This is a genomic window from Kineococcus radiotolerans SRS30216 = ATCC BAA-149 (assembly GCF_000017305.1).
GTDB classification, from domain to species: domain Bacteria; phylum Actinomycetota; class Actinomycetes; order Actinomycetales; family Kineococcaceae; genus Kineococcus; species Kineococcus radiotolerans.
On the sequence record NC_009664.2, the window covers coordinates 2,418,706 to 2,435,453 of the forward strand.

Sequence of the window (16,748 nt, forward strand, 5' to 3'; positions counted from 1 at the left end):
CGAGCCCCCGCGGACCGGTGAGCGTCCCCGGGGGCAGCGCCGCGGGCTCAGCGGATGTAGAGCATCTCCTGGTAGGTCGCCAGGGGCCACAGGTCGTCGGCGACGAGCGTCTCCAGCTCGTCGGCCGCCACCCGGACCTCGTGCATCGCCGGCAGCAGGACGTCGCGGGCGTGCAGCGCCCCGTGCGCCTCGTCGTCGAACGTGGCCGCCTTCAGCACGGCCAGCGCCTCCCGCAGGGCCTTGACCGGAGCCGACACCGCCTCCAGCAGCGAGGTGTCCGCCTCCACCCCGGCCGCCTTCAGCGCCGCGACGTTCTGCGCGAGCTGGGTCTGGTAGCGGATCGCGGCGGGCAGGACGCTCGTCCCGGCGATCTCGACGGTGAGCTTCGCCTCCACGGCGATGCTCAGCTCGTACTGCTCGACGGCGACCTCGTAGCGGGAGTGCATCTCCCGCTCGGTGAAGACGCCGTACCGGCTGAAGAGCTCGATCGCCTCGGCGGAGATGAGCTCGGGCAGCGCGTCCAGCGTCGTGCGGAGGTTCTTCAGACCCCGTGCCTCGGCCTCGACCTGCCACTGCGGGGAGTAGCCGTCGCCGTTGAACACCGCAGCGCCGTGGTCGGTGATGATCTGCTCGAGGACCTTCTGCACGGCGTGGTTGAAGTCCTCGCCGCCGGCGACGCGCTCCTCGAGCGCGGTCGCGATGAAGTCCAGCGCCTCGGTGACGATCGTGTTGATCGTGTAGACCGGCGCGGCGATCGACTGCATCGACCCCGGGGCGCGGAACTCGAAGCGGTTGCCGGTGAAGGCGAAGGGGCTGGTGCGGTTGCGGTCGCCCGGGTCGGTCGGCAGCACCGGGAGGGTGTCGACGCCGATCGTCATCGTCCCCTTCTCCTTGGACGACGTCGCGCCGCCCTTGGCGATCTGGTCGAACACGTCGGCGAGCTGCTCGCCGAGGAAGACCGAGATGATCGCCGGCGGGGCTTCGTTGGCGCCGAGGCGGTGGTCGTTGCTGGCCGAGGCGACGGAGGCGCGCAGCAGCCCGCCGTAGCGGTGGACGGCCCGGATGACGGCGGCGCAGAAGACCAGGAACTGCGCGTTCTCGTGGGGGGTGTCGCCCGGCAGCAGCAGGTTGCCGACGGTGGAGGAGCCGAAGGAGAAGTTGACGTGCTTGCCCGAGCCGTTGACGCCCTCGAACGGCTTCTCGTGGAACAGCAGCTCCATGCCGTGCTCGCGGGCGACGCGCTTCATGGTCACCATGAGCAGCTGCTGGTGGTCGGCGGCCAGGTTGGACCGCTCGAACATCGGGGCGATCTCGAACTGGCCGGGGGCGACCTCGTTGTGCCGGGTCTTGGCGGGGATGCCGACCTTGAACAGCTCCCGCTCGGCGTGCAGCATGAAGTCCAGGACGCGGTCGGGGATGGCGCCGAAGTAGTGGTCGTCGAACTCCTGGCCCTTGGGCGGCTTCGCGCCGAAGAGCGTCCGGCCCGCGTTGAGCAGGTCGGGGCGGGACAGGAAGAAGTTCCGGTCGATGAGGAAGTACTCCTGCTCGGGACCGGCGTAGGACACGATGGTGCCCGCGTCGCCGTGGCCGAACAGCGCCAGCACGCGCGCGGCCTGGGTGGCCAGCGCCTGCTGGGACCGCAGCAGCGGGGTCTTGTGGTCTAGGGCCTCACCGGTCATCGAGACGAAGACCGTCGGGATGCACAGGGTCGTCCCGTTGCGGTTCTCCAGGACGTAGGCGGGGCTGGTGACGTCCCAGCCGGTGTAGCCGCGGGCCTCGAACGTCGAGCGCAACCCGCCGTTGGGGAAGCTCGAGGCGTCCGGTTCCCCCTGGACGAGGGTCTTCCCGGCGAACTCGGCGATGGAGCCGCCGTCGTCGTCGGGCTCGAAGAAGCTGTCGTGCTTCTCGGCGGTGCCGTGGGTGAGGGGGTAGAAGACGTGCGCGTAGTGGGTCGCGCCCATCTCCAGCGCCCAGTCCTTCATCGCCGAGGCCACGGCGTCGGCGATGGCCGGGTCCAGCGGGGCCTGCTTCTCGATGGTCGCCACGACGGACTTGAAGACGCCCTTCGGCAGCCGCTTCTGCATGACGGCCTTGGTGAAGACGTTCCGGCCGAAGATCTCCCCGGGGGCCTCGGCGGGGGCGAAGGTCGGCGTCGGCGCCTCGTAGGCGATGACGGCGTCGATGGCCTGCAGGCGTGCTGCGCTACCGCTCATGGTGGCTCCGGGTCTCGTCGGCTGTGCGGCCCGGGCGACCACACGCGTGGCGGACGGTAGGCCCGGTGATGACGCGCGATGTTTCGTCCGTGTGACGGGCGTGTGTCCTCCGGCTGTGAGGCCCCCGTCCCGGGGGTGGCCGGGAGCGTCCACGGCCCGGCCGCCCCGGCGACGGGGGTGGTGCGCGGCACCCCCGGCGGCACCGCGGGCCCGCCGCCGCGCGCACACCGGGCGAACGCGCCACGACCTGGGAGGATCCTGGGATCGGCCGACGCTGCGGCGTCCCGACGCCCGAGGATGGACCGACCGGAAGGACCTGCCGTGAGTGGCGGACTCGTAGCCCTGCTGGACGACGTGGCGCTCATCGCGCGGGCGGCCGCCGCCTCGATGGACGACGTCGCGGCCGCCGCGGCCAAGGCGGGGGTCAAGGCGGCGGGGGTCGTCGTCGACGACACGGCCGTCACCCCGCAGTACGTCCGCGGCCTCACCCCGCAGCGCGAGCTGCCGATCGTCAAGCGGATCGCGATCGGGTCGCTGCGCAACAAGCTGCTGATCATCCTGCCGGTCATCCTGGTGCTCAGCCAGTTCGCCGACTTCCTGCTCACCCCCCTGCTCATGCTCGGCGGGCTCTACCTCAGCTACGAGGGCGCGGAGAAGGTGTGGGCCAAGGTCAGCGGCCACGGGCACGCGGCCGACCAGGGCCCCAAGGACGAGAAGACCATCATCGCCGGGGCGGTGCGCACCGACCTCATCCTCTCCGCCGAGATCATGGTCATCTCCCTCAACGAGGTCGCCCACGAGGGGTTCTGGTCGCGGCTGGCGATCCTCGTCGTGGTCGGCGTCGTCATCACCGTCCTCGTCTACGGCGTCGTCGGGCTCATCGTGAAGATGGACGACGTGGGCCTCAACCTGGCCGCGCGGCCCCGCGCCGGCGTCGCCCGGTTCGGGCGGGCCCTGGTCGCGGGCATGCCGAAGCTGCTGACGTTCCTCACCGTCGTCGGCACCGCCGCGATGCTCTGGGTCGGCGGGCACATCCTGCTCGTGGGCACCGACGAGCTCGGCTGGCACACCGTCTACGGGTTCGTGCACCACCTCGAGGAGGCCGCGCACGAGGCGACCGGGGCCCTCGGCGGCGTCGTCGGGTGGCTGGTCAACACCCTGTTCAGCGCGCTGGTCGGGCTCGTCGTGGGGGCGCTCGCGGTGGTGGTCATGACGTTGACGGTGCACCGCAGGTCCGCCCACCGCGGCACCGCGCACTGAGGTCAGCGCACTGAGGTCAGCGGGCCCGCACGCCGAGGAGGTCGAGGAGGTCGGTCTCGAGGGCGACCACCCCGGGGCTGCCCCGCTCCGTGCCGGGGGGCACCGTCCGCCCCCCGGCCACGCGCCCGGCGTCGAGGACGAGCACCCGGTCGGCGAGGGCGACGGCCTCCTCGACGTCGTGGGTGACGAGGAGCACCGCGGGGCGATGCTCGGCGCGCAGGGCCCGGACGAGGTCGTGCATCGTCAGCCGGGTGAGCGCGTCGAGCGCCCCGAACGGTTCGTCGAGCAGCAGCAGCTCCGGCCCGCGCACCAGCGCCCGGGCCAGTGAGACGCGCTGCGCCTCCCCGCCCGACAGCGTCAGCGGCCATGCGTCGGCCCGCGCCTCGAGCTCGACCCCGCGCAGCGCGCGCAGGGCCCGCTCGCGGGTGGCGCCGGCCCCGAGGCCGAGGACGACGTTGCGCCACACCGGCTCCCACGGCAGCAACCGCGGCTCCTGGAAGGCGACCGAGACGGTCGGGGGGACCTCGACCGTCCCGGCCTCGACGGGGTCCAGACCGGCCAGGGCGCGCAGCAGGGTGGACTTGCCCGACCCGCTGCGCCCGAGCAGGGCCACGAACTCCCCGGGGGCGATGCGCAGGTCGAGGCCGTCGAGGACGACCCGGTCGCCGTGGGCGCGGCGCAGCCCGCGGACGTCCACCCCGCCGGTGCCCCGCGTCACGGCAGCGCGGTGGCGTCCACGACGGCCGTCGTGACGTCCGTGGGGGCGGGCGTGAGGCCCTGCGCGGCGTAGAAGTCCGCGACCTGCTGCAGCTCGGTGAGGAACGCCGCGTCGGCGGGGACGACCGTGGGCGGGGTCAGGGCGCCCAGGGCGTCCGCGATCTCCGGCGAGGCGCCGGCGCCGCGGTAGGCGTCGACGAGGATCGAGGGGTCGGCGCGCACCCGTCCGGCCTGCTCGACGAGCGCGTCGTAGGCGGCGGCGACCCCGGCGGGGTCGGCGTCGAGGTAGGCGCGGCGCACGACGTGCACGGTGCGGTTGGTCGCGGCGACGTCGCGGGCCAGGGTCACCGTGACGGTGCCCTCGAGGTGCTGGGCGGTGACGAGGAACTGGTCCCACGTCGCCCAGGCGTCGACCTGGCCGGAGGAGAACGCCGTGGCCGCGTCGGCCGGGCCCAGGTGGACGGGGGTCACGTCCTCGATGGTCAGGCCCTGCGTGGCCAGCGCGGTGCGCAGCAGGTAGTCGCCCGTCCCGCCCCGGTTGACCGCGACGGAGCGGCCGGCGAGGTCGGCGATCGTCGTGATGCCGCTGCCGGCGGCGGCCACGATCCCCTGGGTGTCGCCGTCGTTGCGCTCGACCGCGAAGACCACGAGGTCGGGGTCGCCCTGCAGCGCGGTGACCAGCGCCGTGGAGCTGCCGCTGCTCATGTCGACCTGCCCGGCCGCGAGGGCCTCCGCGGCGGGGCTGAAGGCCGCGAAGGGGGTGGAGAACGTCACCGAACCGCCGGCGCCCTCGAGGTGCTCGGCGAGGAGCCCGGACGCCTGGGTGAGCGTCAGCGTGTTCTGCGTCGACAGCGGGCCGACCCGCAGCCCGCCTGCCCCCGCGCTCGCGGTCCCGGCCCCGCCGGTGGCGGTCCCCCCGGAGCACGCCGCGAGGAGGCCCGCGGTGATCGAGCCCGCGGCGCCGGCGAGCACCCGTCGGCGGGTGGGTCCCTGGTCCATCGTCCCTGCTCCTGTCCCCACGTCCGCTGGACGTGGTGTCGTCGTCTGCGCGCTGCTCGCGTCGCAGCGCGTCGGGTCACCGCGGGCGCCCCGGTGGCGCGCGGTGGTGCTCAGCGTCCGGTGAACGCCGCCCGCCAGCGGAGCAGGCGGACCTCCAGCAGCCGCACCGCGGCGTCGGTCAGCAGTCCGAGCAGCGCGTACACGGCGATGCACACCACCACCACGTCGGTGCGGGCGTAGCTGCGGGCGTTGGTCAGCAGGAAGCCGATGCCGGCGGAGGCGTTGACGGTCTCGGCGATGATCACGGCGACCCAGCCCACCCCGAGGGCGAACCGCAGCCCCACGAGAACCTGCGGCAGGGCCCCGGGCAGCAGGACGCGACGGGCGGTCTGGGCGTTGGACAACCGGTAGACCCTGGCGACCTCGACGAGCCGGCGGTCGACGTCGCGCACCCCGCCGAAGGTGTTCAGGTACACCGGGACGACGGTGGCGACGGCGACGAGGGCGACCTTCGGCGCCTCGCCCAGGCCGAACCACAGGATGAACAACGGGGTCAGCGCGGTGAAGGGGATGGTGCGGACCATCTGGAAGGGCCGGTCCAGGACGTCCTCGGCGATCCGCGAGAAGCCGGCCAGGACCCCGGCGACCAGGCCGAGCCCGATCCCGAGGGCGCTGCCGGCGAGGACCCGCAGCAGGCTCACCGCGAGGGCGTGGGGGAGGGACCCGTCGGCGACCATCCCCGCCGCCGTGCGCAGCAGCGCGACCGGGCCGGGGAGGGTCCGCGGGTCGAGCGCGCCGAGCGCGGCGAGGACCTGCCAGACGAGGACCACGGCCAGGGTGGACAGCCACGGCCGCAACCGCTCGCGGGGGGAGCGTCGTGCGGCGGGCGGGGGAGGGGGAGCGCTCGCGGGGCCGTCCGGCGACGTGGTGCCGGCGGTCGCGTTCGCCATGCACCCTCCTGGGCCGCCGGGAGCGGTCGGGCCCCTGCCCGCGGTGCGGTCACCCTATCGGAGGGGCCTGCGGCCCCCGGGCCGGTTCCTCGGGGGCCCGCGCTCGCGGGGTGCGTGTCGGGACGGCCGCCGCGGCCCCGCGGGGGTCGTGTCCGAGGCCTCTGTCAGGGTCTGCCGTGTTCGACAGGCGAGGAGAGACCCGATGACCGTCCCCGTGTCCACCAGCGGGACCACCGCACCGCTGCCCCGCGCGGTCAGCCGCCGCTACCGGCACCGGTACGCGGTGCTGGACGTCGAGACGACGGGGCTGCGCCCGGAGACGGGGGACCGGGTCGTGCAGATCGCGGTGACCCTCCTGGACGCCCGGGGGACCGTGGAACGCAGCTGGTCCTCGCTGGTCGACCCGCACCGCGACCCCGGGCCCACCCACGTCCACGGCATCACCGCCGAGCGGCTCGCCGGCGCCCCGACCTTCGCCCAGCTGGCCCCCACGGTGGCCGGCCTGCTGGACGGCCGCGTGTTCGTCGCCCACAACGCGCGCTTCGACTGGAAGTTCGTCAGCGCCGAGATGCGGGCCGCCGGGGTGCACCTGCCGGTGCGGCAGCGGCTGTGCACGTGGGAGCTGGCCCAGCGCCTGGACCTGCCGGTGGAGAACCTAAAGCTGGCGACGCTCGCCGAGCACTGGGGCGTGCGCCAGCTGCGTCCGCACGACGCCGAGGACGACACCCGGGTCCTCGTCGAGGTCCTGCGCGAGGAGCTCCTCGACGCGGCCGGGCAGCGCCTCGACCTGCCGATCGTGGTGCCGCGCGAGGTCCGCCGCCCCCCGCTGAGCGCGCGCCTGCGGGTCCTCGTGGAGCGGATCGCGCAGAGCCGGTGAGGTGAGTGCTCGCCGGGGGCGGCGTTCCGTGCGATGGTTGACGTGGACGCCCGTGCACGAACCCGCCGTCCGGCGGACGGGACGGCGCGCCGAGGGCGAGTGCGTCGGCTCTTCTGCACCCGTGCAGCACCCGGAGAGACGGGAAGCCCCCTCGTGGCCGACTTCATGCTGTGCACCAACTGCCAGGACGACTCGCAGATGCAGCTGCCGATGAACGCCCCCGACGGCGGGGTCATCCACACCTGCCTGGGCGACCACCGCGGTACCGGCCCCTGGGTCTTCACCGTCCACCCCGCCGTCGAACCCACCCGCACCGTGCGCCGCTCCCCGGCCCGGGTGGAGTCCAGCGGGGTGACCGCGGACCTCCTCGAGCCCCTCACCGCGTGCTTCGAGGCCGGCGGCCCGTGGCTGGAGTTCGGCGTCGTCGAGGCGCGGTTGCGCGAGCGCGCCCCCGAGGTCTTCGCCCGCCACGTCGCCGAGGCCGGGCACACGATGTTCGGGCCGGCCTCCAACACCGCGTCCGGTCGCGTCGCCATGGCGCTGAGCACCCTGCGCGCCCGCGGGGCCGTCGCCGGTTTCGTCGGCAAGAGCACCGGCTCGCCGTGGCGCGGGCGGACGATCAGTCACTGGTGCCTGGAGGGCAGCACCCCGCGCACCGAGGTGCTGTCGTGGGTGCAGGACCGCGCGCAGCGGGGGCTGAGCGCGGGCTGGACCGACGAGGACCGCGCCGGGCTGACGGCCGCGGGAACCCCGGTCGGCGTCTGAGGTCAGCGGCCGGGGTCAGCGACTGGCGTCGGCGTCCCGCAGGGACAGCACCGCCCAGCCGGTCGCCAGCGCCGCGTCCACGACAATCGAGCGCGCCCGCGAGGGGTCCAGCCGGACCAGGACGCCCGCGCTCGCCGCGTGCAGCAGGTCCACGGCCGCCCCCGCCCGCGACGTCGCCGGGGACGGGACGGCGAGGGTCACCACGGCCTGCAGCAGGTGACGACCGCCGAGCACGCGCGCGACCAGCACGGCGCGCTCGTCCGCGGCCGACCCGTCGAGGACCCCGAGCACCCGGCGCGGGGCCAGCAGGAGCAGCGTCCCCCACCCCGCCCGGGCGAGCTCGGCCGGGCGGACCCCGCCGCTCACCGGCGCCGCCGCAGGGCGAGGACCGCCGCGCCGATCCCCGCCCCGGCCAGCGCCGCGACCTCCAGGGGCCGGCGGTGCAGCTGGGCCCACACCTGCGGGCTGGTCCGCCACGAGCTGTCGTCGAAGATGCCGTGCGAACCGTGGTCGCCGGGCACCGGTTCCCACAGGGCGTCGCCGGTCATGACGGAGCGGTCGAGGTCCGTCTGCTGGCCGTCGACGCCCGTCCTCGCCAGGTAGCGGTCCAGCAGCGGCGCGACGAGGCGGTTGCCGAGGATGGTGCCCACGGTGGGTTCCCCCACCCAGGTGCTGCGGCGCGGGCGCTCGACCACCGACACGACCACCCGCGCGCACACGTCGGGCTGGTAGATCGGCGCGACCGGCTGCGGGTGCTGGGGCAGGCGGGTCCGGACCCAGCCGAACTGCGTGGTGTTCATCCCCGGCATGTGCACCATCGAGACCTTCACCGGGCTGCCCTCGTGGAGCAGTTCGGTGATGACGCTCTCGGTGAAGCCCACCACCGCGTGCTTGGAGCCGCAGTAGGCCGACTGCAGCGGGATGCCGCGGTAGGACAGCGCCGAGCCGATCTGCACGACGTGCCCCGCACCGCGGGGTCGCATGCGCCGCAGCGCCGCCCGGGTGCCGTTGACGAACCCGAAGTACGTCACGCGGGTGGCCCGCTCGAAGTCCTCGGGGTCGGTCTCGACGAACTTCGCGAAGACGCTGGTCATGGCGTCGTTCACCCACACCGCGATCGGCCCGAGGACCTCCTCCACCTCGTCGGCGGCGGCCTCGACCTGCTCGTGCTCGGACACGTCGCACACCACGCCGAGCCCGCGCCGGCCGGTGGCGGCGACGTCGGCGACGGTGGCGGCCAGCGCTTCCCGGCCGCGGGAGAGGACGGCCACGTCCCACCCGGCGCGGGCGAGGTGGCGGACGATCTCCCGACCCAGCCCGCCCGAGCCGCCCGTCACGACCACCACCCCGCGGGTGGACGGGGACGCGGTGAGGGCGGCGAGGTCGCCGGCGGGAGCGGTGGCTGCGTCGGTCACGGGACCAGCCTGCCCGGGTGGGGCCGGGGTCGCTCGTTCAGCGCGGGTGGAGGGGCGCGGACGTCGGCGGGTGGGTCAGGTGCCCGAGCAGCTCACCGATCCCGGACAGCGCGAGGGTCGTGATCGAGAACGCCGCGAGACCGACCAGCAGCAGCACGGTGACCAGGAGGAGCAGCGCCTGCAGCCAGGACAGCGGGCGGCGCGCAGCGGTGCCCGCCGGGCGGGCCGTCGGGAGGGTCGTCGGGGTGGCGAGCGCCGGGCGGCGGTCGTCCAGCTCCGAGCGCAGGGAACCCGCGATCCGCCGGACCTGGGCCCCGGTCAACCGCGGCGGCAGGGCCAGGAGTTCCCCGACGAGGTGGTCGCGGCCCAGCACCGTCACCCCGGCCGTCGTCGGCGCCGGCGGCTGCTCGTGCGCGACCAGGCACAGCAACCCGCTCACCGCGGAACGGGTCCGGGGTTCCAGCAGGGCCGCGACGGCCGCGACGGCGCTCGCGACCCCCTCCAGCTCGTCGTCCTTGCGGTACGACCCCGCCCGCAGCACGCCGTCGCGCACCGTCACGTCCCCGGACCAGTTCTTCGCGTCGACGACGACGACCCCGCCGGGGCCGACCGCGACGTGGTCGAGGTTGGCGAACCGGCGTCCGGGCCAGCGCACGTCGTGCAGGACGGTCCACCCGTGGCGCTCCACCTCGGCGAGGGTCTGCGCGACGAGGCGCTCGCCCTCGGCGCCGGCGGTCCAGGCGTGCTCGCGGCGTTCGGCGGCGGCGATCCGCTCGGTGGCGGTGGGGGTCTCGCGGCGCAGGCGGTCGACGCGGCGGGCGGCCCGCCGGGCCTGCTCGTCCGCTCCTGCCCCCGCCACACCCACGGGGACGTCTCGGGTGCGGGGTTCGGCGGGTTGAGGGGGTGTCCCCCGGACGGGTCAGCCCCGGGCCGGGGACCCGCAGGGTCAGGGGACCGGCGAACCCGCGGCGAGGAAGTCGTAGAGCCCCGCCCGCCGCCACAGCGGCGTCCCCGCCGGCGCGGCCCCGTACAGGCTGCGGGCGGTGGCCCGCACCCGTTCCGTCTCCACCGGCCACCGCAGGGGTGCTGCGATCGCGGCCAGGTCCGCCTCGGGACGGCCCAGCGCGGCGCGCACGTGGTCCAGCGCGGGCAGCGAGGCGAGCTTGTCGCCGTTGCAGCGCGGGTCGGCGACGACGAGGTTGCGCACCCCGTCGATCGCGACGCGCGACCAGGGCAGGACGTGGTCGACGTGCACCTGGGCGGGCAGGGGTGCCGCGCAGTAGAAGCAGCGTCCGTCCTGGTGCGCGCGCAGGCCCGGGGCGAGGCGCGCCACGGCGGTGCGCTCGGCGCCGAAGAGGAACCCGTGCAGGTCGGGCACGTCGAGCTCGTCGCGGTTCATCCGCTGCACGTCCTCGACCCACCACTGCTGCACGACCGGTTGCAGCATCGGCGCCACCCGCCGCAGCGCCGTCGACACCCCGGGGAACAGCTCGACGCTCCAGGCGTGCGCGTCGAGCGCGGCGACGGTCACCTTCTTGCTGAGCCAGGTGTCGTCGTAGAGGAACGCCACGCCGGGTTCGCGGCCGCCGGAGCGTTGCAGCGCGGACAGCGGCTGCTGCGCGAGGACGATCGCGAGCGCGCGTCGCGTTCGCTGCCACGTCGCGGGTTCCGCGGCTCGCAGCTGCGCCGGGGTGGACAGCCCGCGCCGTTCGGCGAGGGCGCGCAGCTCCCGGACGGTGTCGACGACGGTGGTCCCGCGTCCCGCCTGCTCGTTCTGCCGCAGCAGGCCCACCCGGCCGAAGGCGCGGACCTGCGGCCAGTAGGCCTCGACGACCCGGTCGGCCAGGTCGGGGATCGGCACCCTCGCGGGGGCGTCGTCGGTGACGGGGTGCTCCAGGCAGTGCTGGACGAGGGCGTTGAGCACGGCGAGCTTGTACGTGGAGACGCGCCGGCCGGTGGCGAGGAGCTGCGCGGTGCGCGCCCCGAGGTCGAGGGCGTCGATCGGGGCCACGGGTCGACGGTAGCTGTGGACGGCGGGCCGGGGCGGGTCCGGGGACGCGCGTACGGTGCGGCGGTGAGCGCGTGGGAGGAACCCGGCCCCGCCCCACCGCCGTCGAACCCCAACGCGTCCGCGATCATGCGCCGCACCGGCCGGAAGGACACCCGCCCGGAACTCGCCCTGCGCCGGGAACTGCACCGCCGCGGCCTGCGCTACCTCGTCGACGCCACCCCGCCGGGCACGAACCGCCGCCGGCGCGCGGACCTCGTCTTCCGCGGCGCCCGGGTCGCGGTGTTCGTCGACGGCTGCTTCTGGCACTCCTGTCCCGTCCACGTGCACCGGCCGAAGGCGAACGCGGGGTGGTGGCGGGTGAAGCTGGCCAGCATCACCGCCCGCGACCGCGACACCGACGCGGTGCTCGCGGCCGCGGGGTGGTGCGTGGTGCGGGTGTGGGAGCACGAACGCCCCGTCGCGGCGGCCGACCGGGTGCACGGTCTCGTGCACGCGCGTCGCGGGCGGCACCGGCGACCCTGAGGCCGCCGGCGCCACCCCCGGCGGGGTTCAGCCGTCCTCGCGCGACGGGCCGGTGGCGATCACCGCCTTCGGGATCACGCCGTTGCGCGGGAGTTCCGGCGTGCTGGCCGGGGGCAGGCGGTGCTCGGTGGCCTGCTCGTAGTCGTAGGCCATCGCGAGCAGGGTCGCGTCGGTGGAGCGGGGCGCGGCGAGTTCCAGCCCGACGGGCAGACCCGCGGCGGTGAACCCGGCGGGCAGGGAGATCGTCGGGATCCCGGTGTTCGCGCCGACGTCGCAGAACGTCGTGCCCGCCCAGTCCGGGTTCGCGGGCGCCTCGGAGGTGGGCATGGCCAGCGCGTCCAGGTCGTGCTCCACGAAGAACGCATCCATCGCCACCTTCCCGGCCTCCTGCGCCGCGACGGCGGCGTCGTAGTCGGGGTTGGGGACGTCGGCCAGGGCCAGCCAGGAGTCGATGGTCGCCTGGTCCAGGGAGGACTTCCCGTCGGCGACGACGTCGGAGAACGTCAGCCGGTCGGTGGGGGCGGTGAGCTCGGCCAGACCCGCGGGCCACTGCGCCTCCGTCGCGGCGAAGAACGCGTCGACGCTGGGGCGCATGTCGATCCAGCCCCCGCTGGCGAGCTGCTGCTGCACGAACTCGCGGGTGAACGGGACGTCGACGATCTCCGCGCCCTGGGCGGCGAGGTCGTCCACGGCGCGGTCGACGATCGCGGTGACCTCCTCGGTGCCCGGCCGCGGCCCCTCGGGGGTGGCGGTCGAGTAGTCCCAGTGGAAGGTGCCGATCCGCTTGCCCTGCAACGCGGTGTCGCTGAGCCCGGGGACGAAGGTGGCCGGGTCCTGCTCGGCGGCGATCGCGGTCTGCGGGTCGGCGGGGTCGACCCCGGCGAGGACGCTGCCGAGCAGGGCGGCGTCTTCCACTGTCGTGGTCATCGGCCCGGACACGTCCTGGCGCACCGACAGCGGCACGATCCCGGCGACGCTGGTCAGGCCCATCGTGGGGCGGTAGCCGACGAGGCTCTGGTGGGCGCTGGGCCCGATGATCGATCCGCAGGAGTCCGTCCCGAGGCCCGCGGCGGCGAAGCCCGCGGCGATCGCCGCGCCGGTGCCGCCGCTGGAGCCGGACGCGCTGACGTCCTGGTCGTAGGGGTTGTGGGTCTCCCCGCGCACCGAGGACAGCGTGTACGTGCCGTGCCAGGCGAACTCGGCCATGTTCGTCTTGCCGACGATGATCGCTCCGGCGTCGCGCAGGCGTTCCACCGCGGTGGAGTCCTCGGTGGTCTGGTAGTCGGCGAGCGCCTCGCTGCCCGCCGACGTCGGCATGTCGTAGGTGGCGTAGTTGTCCTTCACCAGCACCGGCACCCCGTGCAGGGGCCCGCGGGAGATCCCGGCGGCGCGTTCGGCGTCGAGCAGGCGCGCGTTCTCCAGGGCGGTGGGGCTGACGGTGACGACGGCCTGCAGACCGGGCTGGTCGGCGTAGGCGTCGTCGTAGGCGGCGATGCGGTCCAGGTAGGCCTGGACCAGGTCCACCGAGGAGGTCTCCCCCGCGGCGAGGAGGCCCAGCTGGTCGGTGACGCTGAGACCGACGACGCGGGGGAGCTCGTCGTGCGGGGTGGGGGCGGCGCTCGCGGGGGCGAGGGCCGGGGCGAGGCAGAGCGCGGTCGCCGCCAGCAGGGCTGCGGAACGGCGGCGGACGCGGGACGGGACGGGCACAGAACCTCCGAGGACGGTGGGGTGTCGGCTCGGACCGTAGGGGGGCTCGGAGTCGCCTGCGCGTCGAACCGGTGACGGCTGTGTTACGCCTGAGGCGGGTGGGGTGGGGGTGGGCTGCGCGGGGACGGCTGCCGCCGGCGGCTCTCCCGCGCGGAAATCCCCCGCCGCGAACGGCGCCGGATCCGTAGGCTCGCCCTCCTCGTCGCCGGTGAAGGGCCTCCGTCATGTCCGCCTCCCGCCCGGTGGTGCGCCGCGCCGCCGCGCTCCTCGCCGTCACCGCCGTCGGCCTCACGGCCTGCGGTGCCGATCGCACGACTCCCGCCGCCGCGGGGGACGCCACCGTCCCGTCGGCGAGCAGCTCGCCCCCGGCGACCCCGGTCGCGACGTTCCCGGGGTCGACCGCGTCCCCGGCGTCGGCGGCCCTCCCGTGGACCGAGACCCGCCTCACCGGCACCGCCGGATCCCTCACGTGGGACGTGGTGCTGCCGCGCTTCGCCGGTGCCCCGGTGGCGGACGAGGTGAACCGGCGCGTCGTCGCCTCCGCGGAGGACGTCGTCGAACGGGCTCGCACCACCGTGCAGGACGGTGACCCGCCGCGCACGATCACCGGCCGGGGCGTCGTCACCACGAACGACGGGCGCACCGCGCAGGTGCTGCTGGAGGTCGTCGACGGCACCGAGGGCACCGCCCACCCCACGACCACCCTGGCCTCGACCGTCGTCGACGTCCGCCGCGGACGGCCGGTGACCCTCGACGTCCTCTTCACCGACCCGCCGGCGGCGCTCGCGGACCTCGCCCCCGTCGTCGAGGACCTCGCCGCCGCGCGGGGCGAACCCGTCACCGCGCCGGAGGGGCTCACCCCCGAGGTGGGGAACTGGGCGACCTGGCAGTCCGGGCCCGACGGGCTCGCGTTCTCCTTCCAGGACTTCCAGCTCGGCGGGCACGGGACCCGGAGCTACGTGGTGCCGTGGGCGGAGGCCGAGGCTCTGCTGACCGACGAGGCCCGGGAACTGCTGGTGCCGCGCTAGCCGCGGTCCCTGTGCACCCGGCCGACGACGACGAGCTCCACCGGCGACCCCGCCCCGGCGTCCTCCAGCAGCTTCCACACGTCCGGCCACCGCAGCCCGCCGATGCCCGAACCCAGGTGCGGCACCCCCAGTCGGTCGATGCCGCGGGCTGCGGCGTCCGCGAGGGCGGCCCGCACCGTCGCATCGATCGCCTCCAGCCGCGCGTCCGCACCCCGTTCCACCTGGGTGGCGAGGTTATAGACCACCACTCCCTCCGGCGTTTCCCACGGCATCACGTCGCCGAGCCGGAACTCCCCGGCCAGGCAGCGGCGCTCGTACTCGCGCACCAGCGCGGGCCAGCGCTCCCGGACTTGTCGTGCGATCCCGCCGGCCATCGATCCGCGGCAGTTGCAGCCGTGGGCGAGGGCGGGCAGGCCGAGGGTGAGCAGATCTCCGGTGGTGTGCGTGGTGGGCATCGATCTCCTCGGGCGGTCGGGGCCGGTGGTCTCAGGCGGCGAGGGCGTGCGCGGCCTGCGTGGCCAGCTCGTCGATCCACGCCTGCTGCTCCGGCGTCAGGTCGGTCGCGGATCGCGTCGGCCGGGTCGCAACCGGCTTCGGGGTGCGGTGGCGGGAGTCGTCGAGCTCGCGCGTCCAGTGCCAGCCGCCGAACGTGCACGCGTAGTAGCGCACCGGCTCTTGGTGGTCGCCGTTCCAGGCGAGCGCCAGGGCGTGCTTGCGGACCGCGTCCTCGCGGTCCTGGCAGTGGATCTTCCCGCAGCGGCACCGCCGCATCTGGCTGACGTAGGCGCGGACCTGCGCCCGTCGCCGCTCCGCCCGCTTCACCCGACGCTTGCTGCTCATGCCGCCTCCTGACCGGTGCACTGCTCCGACGACGGGAGAGTGCCGGGAGGGTCCGACACGAAGTGCTGCCCACCGGTGGATCCGGTCTGGTGAGTGGCCCTCTGCTGCAACCATTCCGACTGCACACGCCCTCGGATCGTGGTGACTCCGACCCGTGCAGGACCACCCGGTCGGACGCCGGCGGGGTGCCACGAACCGCGAGCGGGTCGTGAGCCGCCCGACGCCCGGTGTCGATCCAGCCCGGCTCGCGGTCCGCGCCGGATCACGCCCCCGAGGTGGGAGAAGGGATGCCGCCGTCCGCGACACGCAGGGCGTCGAGCGCGCGGAAGATGGCGTCGACCGCGGCGGCGTCGCCGACGACCTCGGGCAGGTGGACGGCGGGCTCAGCCTGCCAGTTCCTCCGTCTGGCGTCCCGGATGCGCTCGGCGAGCACCGGCACGCCCTCGAGCAGGCTCGCGGTGCGTTCGACCTGCTCGGCGCTCAGCCGGGACGACAGGGCGTCGAAGTGGAACTTCAACCAAGGCCGCGTGCTGCTCTTGCCGGTGTTGACGTTCAGCACCCAGACGCGAGCCTGCTGCTCCCCGAAGGCGTACCAGGCGTTGAGCCGGGGCGTTGCTCCCTTGCCCCAGGCGACCCGCGAGCCGTGGGACTCCGCCTCGTCGAGCAGCCGGTGGACGAGCGCGACCTCGGCAGGAGTGCACCGCTCCTGGGCCGCCGCCAGGAAGCTCTCCCGGTCCCACTGCTGCCCCTCCAGCGGAGCCCGGGTCTTCGCCGACTCCGCTGCCGCTGTCCGGCCGAGCACGCGCGGCACGTACACGGTGTGCTCTCCGCCGGCGTAGCGGCGCAGTTCGACGCCGAGCACCTCGGCGGGGTTCATCTGCTCGTTGAGGAACTCGATGATCCGCACCAGGGAGTCGGGGAGGCGGTCGGCGACGATGAGCATGCGGATCCGTCCCGCCCGCAGGTTGGCCTCGACATCGCGCCAGAGCTCTTCGGCGCTCTGCTCGGGGCTGAGCCTGGCGAGCAGGTCGTCGATGTCCTCCTCGCCGTGTGCCGCCGTCTCCTCGAGCCGGTCGTGCAGCCACTGCAACGGCAGGTGCTTCACGGCGTTGGCGGCGTAGTCGAGCATCTGGGCGACCACCTCGCGGCGGGTTCGGGTGTCGGACGCACGCTTGACCTCCACGAGCACGGGAACGCCCTGCGCGTCGAGGAAGAGGTGGTCGATGCGCAGGTTGCCGCTGCCGTCCTCCTCGACGGGGATGCGGACCTCGCGGCCGATCAGCAGCAGGCGAGCCGCACCTCCTGCCGTGCTGGAGCCGGCGAGGACACCGGGGTGGGTCGCGAGCACCCGCTGCAGCACGTCCTCGGTGGCGTAGTCGTGCTGCTCGAGCACGATCAGCTCACCCCCCGCCTCCAGGAAGATCCCGTCGTCGAGCACGTCTCC

The 16,748-nt window shown here is 74.7% G+C and carries 17 protein-coding genes; 5 read left to right on the forward strand and 12 right to left on the reverse strand.

Features of this window, described 5'->3' with window-relative positions:
- Positions 1–47: 47 nt before the first annotated feature.
- Entirely contained in the window at positions 48–2,213 is a 2,166-nt protein-coding gene (locus KRAD_RS11660; protein ID WP_012085810.1) for a glutamine synthetase III family protein, read from the reverse strand.
- Between the two features lie 321 nt (positions 2,214–2,534).
- Here KRAD_RS11660 and KRAD_RS11665 point away from each other — a divergent pair, with 321 nt between their 5' ends.
- The gene (locus KRAD_RS11665; protein WP_041292044.1) at positions 2,535–3,473 is read left to right on the forward strand and encodes a DUF808 domain-containing protein; all 939 of its coding nucleotides are present in this window, start codon (positions 2,535–2,537) and stop codon (positions 3,471–3,473) included.
- Positions 3,474–3,489: 16 nt separating this feature from the next.
- On the opposite strand, the gene KRAD_RS11670 is transcribed toward KRAD_RS11665, so the two are convergent.
- From KRAD_RS11670 to KRAD_RS11680, 3 genes are all read right to left on the reverse strand, one after another.
- Positions 3,490–4,191: an ABC transporter ATP-binding protein gene (locus KRAD_RS11670; RefSeq protein WP_157873577.1), complete on the reverse strand. Its 702-nt coding sequence runs from the start codon at positions 4,189–4,191 to the stop codon at positions 3,490–3,492.
- Positions 4,188–5,189: an NrtA/SsuA/CpmA family ABC transporter substrate-binding protein gene (locus KRAD_RS24335; protein WP_012085813.1), complete on the reverse strand. Its 1,002-nt coding sequence runs from the start codon at positions 5,187–5,189 to the stop codon at positions 4,188–4,190. Before KRAD_RS24335 ends, KRAD_RS11670 begins: the two co-directional genes overlap by 4 nt.
- A 110-nt stretch (positions 5,190–5,299) precedes the next feature.
- A complete protein-coding gene (locus KRAD_RS11680) occupies positions 5,300–6,139 on the reverse strand; it encodes an ABC transporter permease (RefSeq protein ID WP_012085815.1) in 840 nt (279 codons plus the stop codon).
- 202 nt (positions 6,140–6,341) lie between these two features.
- Between KRAD_RS11680 and KRAD_RS11685 the strand changes: the two genes are divergently transcribed.
- Both KRAD_RS11685 and KRAD_RS11690 read left to right on the forward strand, forming a co-directional pair.
- Positions 6,342–7,016 (forward strand): exonuclease domain-containing protein, encoded by a 675-nt coding sequence (locus KRAD_RS11685; RefSeq protein WP_012085816.1) that lies wholly within the window; start codon positions 6,342–6,344, stop codon positions 7,014–7,016.
- 153 nt (positions 7,017–7,169) lie between these two features.
- Positions 7,170–7,781 carry a hypothetical protein gene (locus KRAD_RS11690; RefSeq protein ID WP_012085817.1) on the forward strand — a complete coding sequence of 204 codons (612 nt, stop codon included), beginning with the start codon at positions 7,170–7,172 and terminating at the stop codon, positions 7,779–7,781.
- A 15-nt stretch (positions 7,782–7,796) separates the two neighbouring features.
- Here KRAD_RS11690 and KRAD_RS11695 read toward each other — a convergent pair whose 3' ends face one another.
- The 4 genes from KRAD_RS11695 to KRAD_RS11710 all read right to left on the reverse strand — a co-directional run bounded on the left by KRAD_RS11695 (position 7,797) and on the right by KRAD_RS11710 (position 11,207).
- On the reverse strand, positions 7,797–8,147 hold the full coding sequence (locus tag KRAD_RS11695) for a hypothetical protein (RefSeq protein WP_041292045.1): 351 nt from the start codon (positions 8,145–8,147) through the stop codon (positions 7,797–7,799).
- On the reverse strand, positions 8,144–9,196 hold the full coding sequence (locus KRAD_RS11700) for an SDR family oxidoreductase (RefSeq protein WP_012085818.1): 1,053 nt from the start codon (positions 9,194–9,196) through the stop codon (positions 8,144–8,146). Before KRAD_RS11700 ends, KRAD_RS11695 begins: the two co-directional genes overlap by 4 nt.
- Positions 9,197–9,233: 37 nt before the next feature.
- A complete protein-coding gene (locus tag KRAD_RS26015) occupies positions 9,234–10,061 on the reverse strand; it encodes a nuclease-related domain-containing protein (protein WP_012085819.1) in 828 nt (275 codons plus the stop codon).
- A gap of 81 nt (positions 10,062–10,142) precedes the next feature.
- Positions 10,143–11,207 carry an HNH endonuclease domain-containing protein gene (locus KRAD_RS11710; RefSeq protein WP_012085821.1) on the reverse strand — a complete coding sequence of 355 codons (1,065 nt, stop codon included), beginning with the start codon at positions 11,205–11,207 and terminating at the stop codon, positions 10,143–10,145.
- A gap of 63 nt (positions 11,208–11,270) precedes the next feature.
- Here KRAD_RS11710 and vsr point away from each other — a divergent pair, with 63 nt between their 5' ends.
- Positions 11,271–11,729, forward strand: coding sequence for a DNA mismatch endonuclease Vsr (vsr, locus tag KRAD_RS11715; protein WP_012085823.1), 459 nt, complete (start codon positions 11,271–11,273; stop codon positions 11,727–11,729).
- Positions 11,730–11,756: 27 nt separating this feature from the next.
- On the opposite strand, the gene KRAD_RS11720 is transcribed toward vsr, so the two are convergent.
- Positions 11,757–13,436, reverse strand: coding sequence for an amidase (locus tag KRAD_RS11720; RefSeq protein ID WP_012085825.1), 1,680 nt, complete (start codon positions 13,434–13,436; stop codon positions 11,757–11,759).
- A 224-nt stretch (positions 13,437–13,660) separates the two neighbouring features.
- Between KRAD_RS11720 and KRAD_RS11725 the strand changes: the two genes are divergently transcribed.
- Positions 13,661–14,464, forward strand: coding sequence for a hypothetical protein (locus KRAD_RS11725; RefSeq protein ID WP_012085827.1), 804 nt, complete (start codon positions 13,661–13,663; stop codon positions 14,462–14,464).
- Here KRAD_RS11725 and KRAD_RS11730 read toward each other — a convergent pair.
- The 3 genes from KRAD_RS11730 to KRAD_RS24340 form a co-directional block, all read right to left on the reverse strand.
- Positions 14,461–14,919, reverse strand: a complete 459-nt coding sequence (locus KRAD_RS11730) for a macro domain-containing protein (protein ID WP_012085828.1) — start codon at positions 14,917–14,919, stop codon at positions 14,461–14,463. The genes KRAD_RS11725 and KRAD_RS11730 overlap by 4 nt on opposite strands.
- 31 nt (positions 14,920–14,950) lie before the next feature.
- Complete coding sequence (locus tag KRAD_RS11735) at positions 14,951–15,304, reverse strand: hypothetical protein (protein WP_012085829.1); 354 nt, start codon at positions 15,302–15,304, stop codon at positions 14,951–14,953.
- Positions 15,305–15,566: 262 nt separating this feature from the next.
- Positions 15,567–16,742 (reverse strand): PDDEXK family nuclease, encoded by a 1,176-nt coding sequence (locus KRAD_RS24340; protein ID WP_049821175.1) that lies wholly within the window; start codon positions 16,740–16,742, stop codon positions 15,567–15,569.
- Between the last annotated feature and the right edge of the window lie 6 nt (positions 16,743–16,748).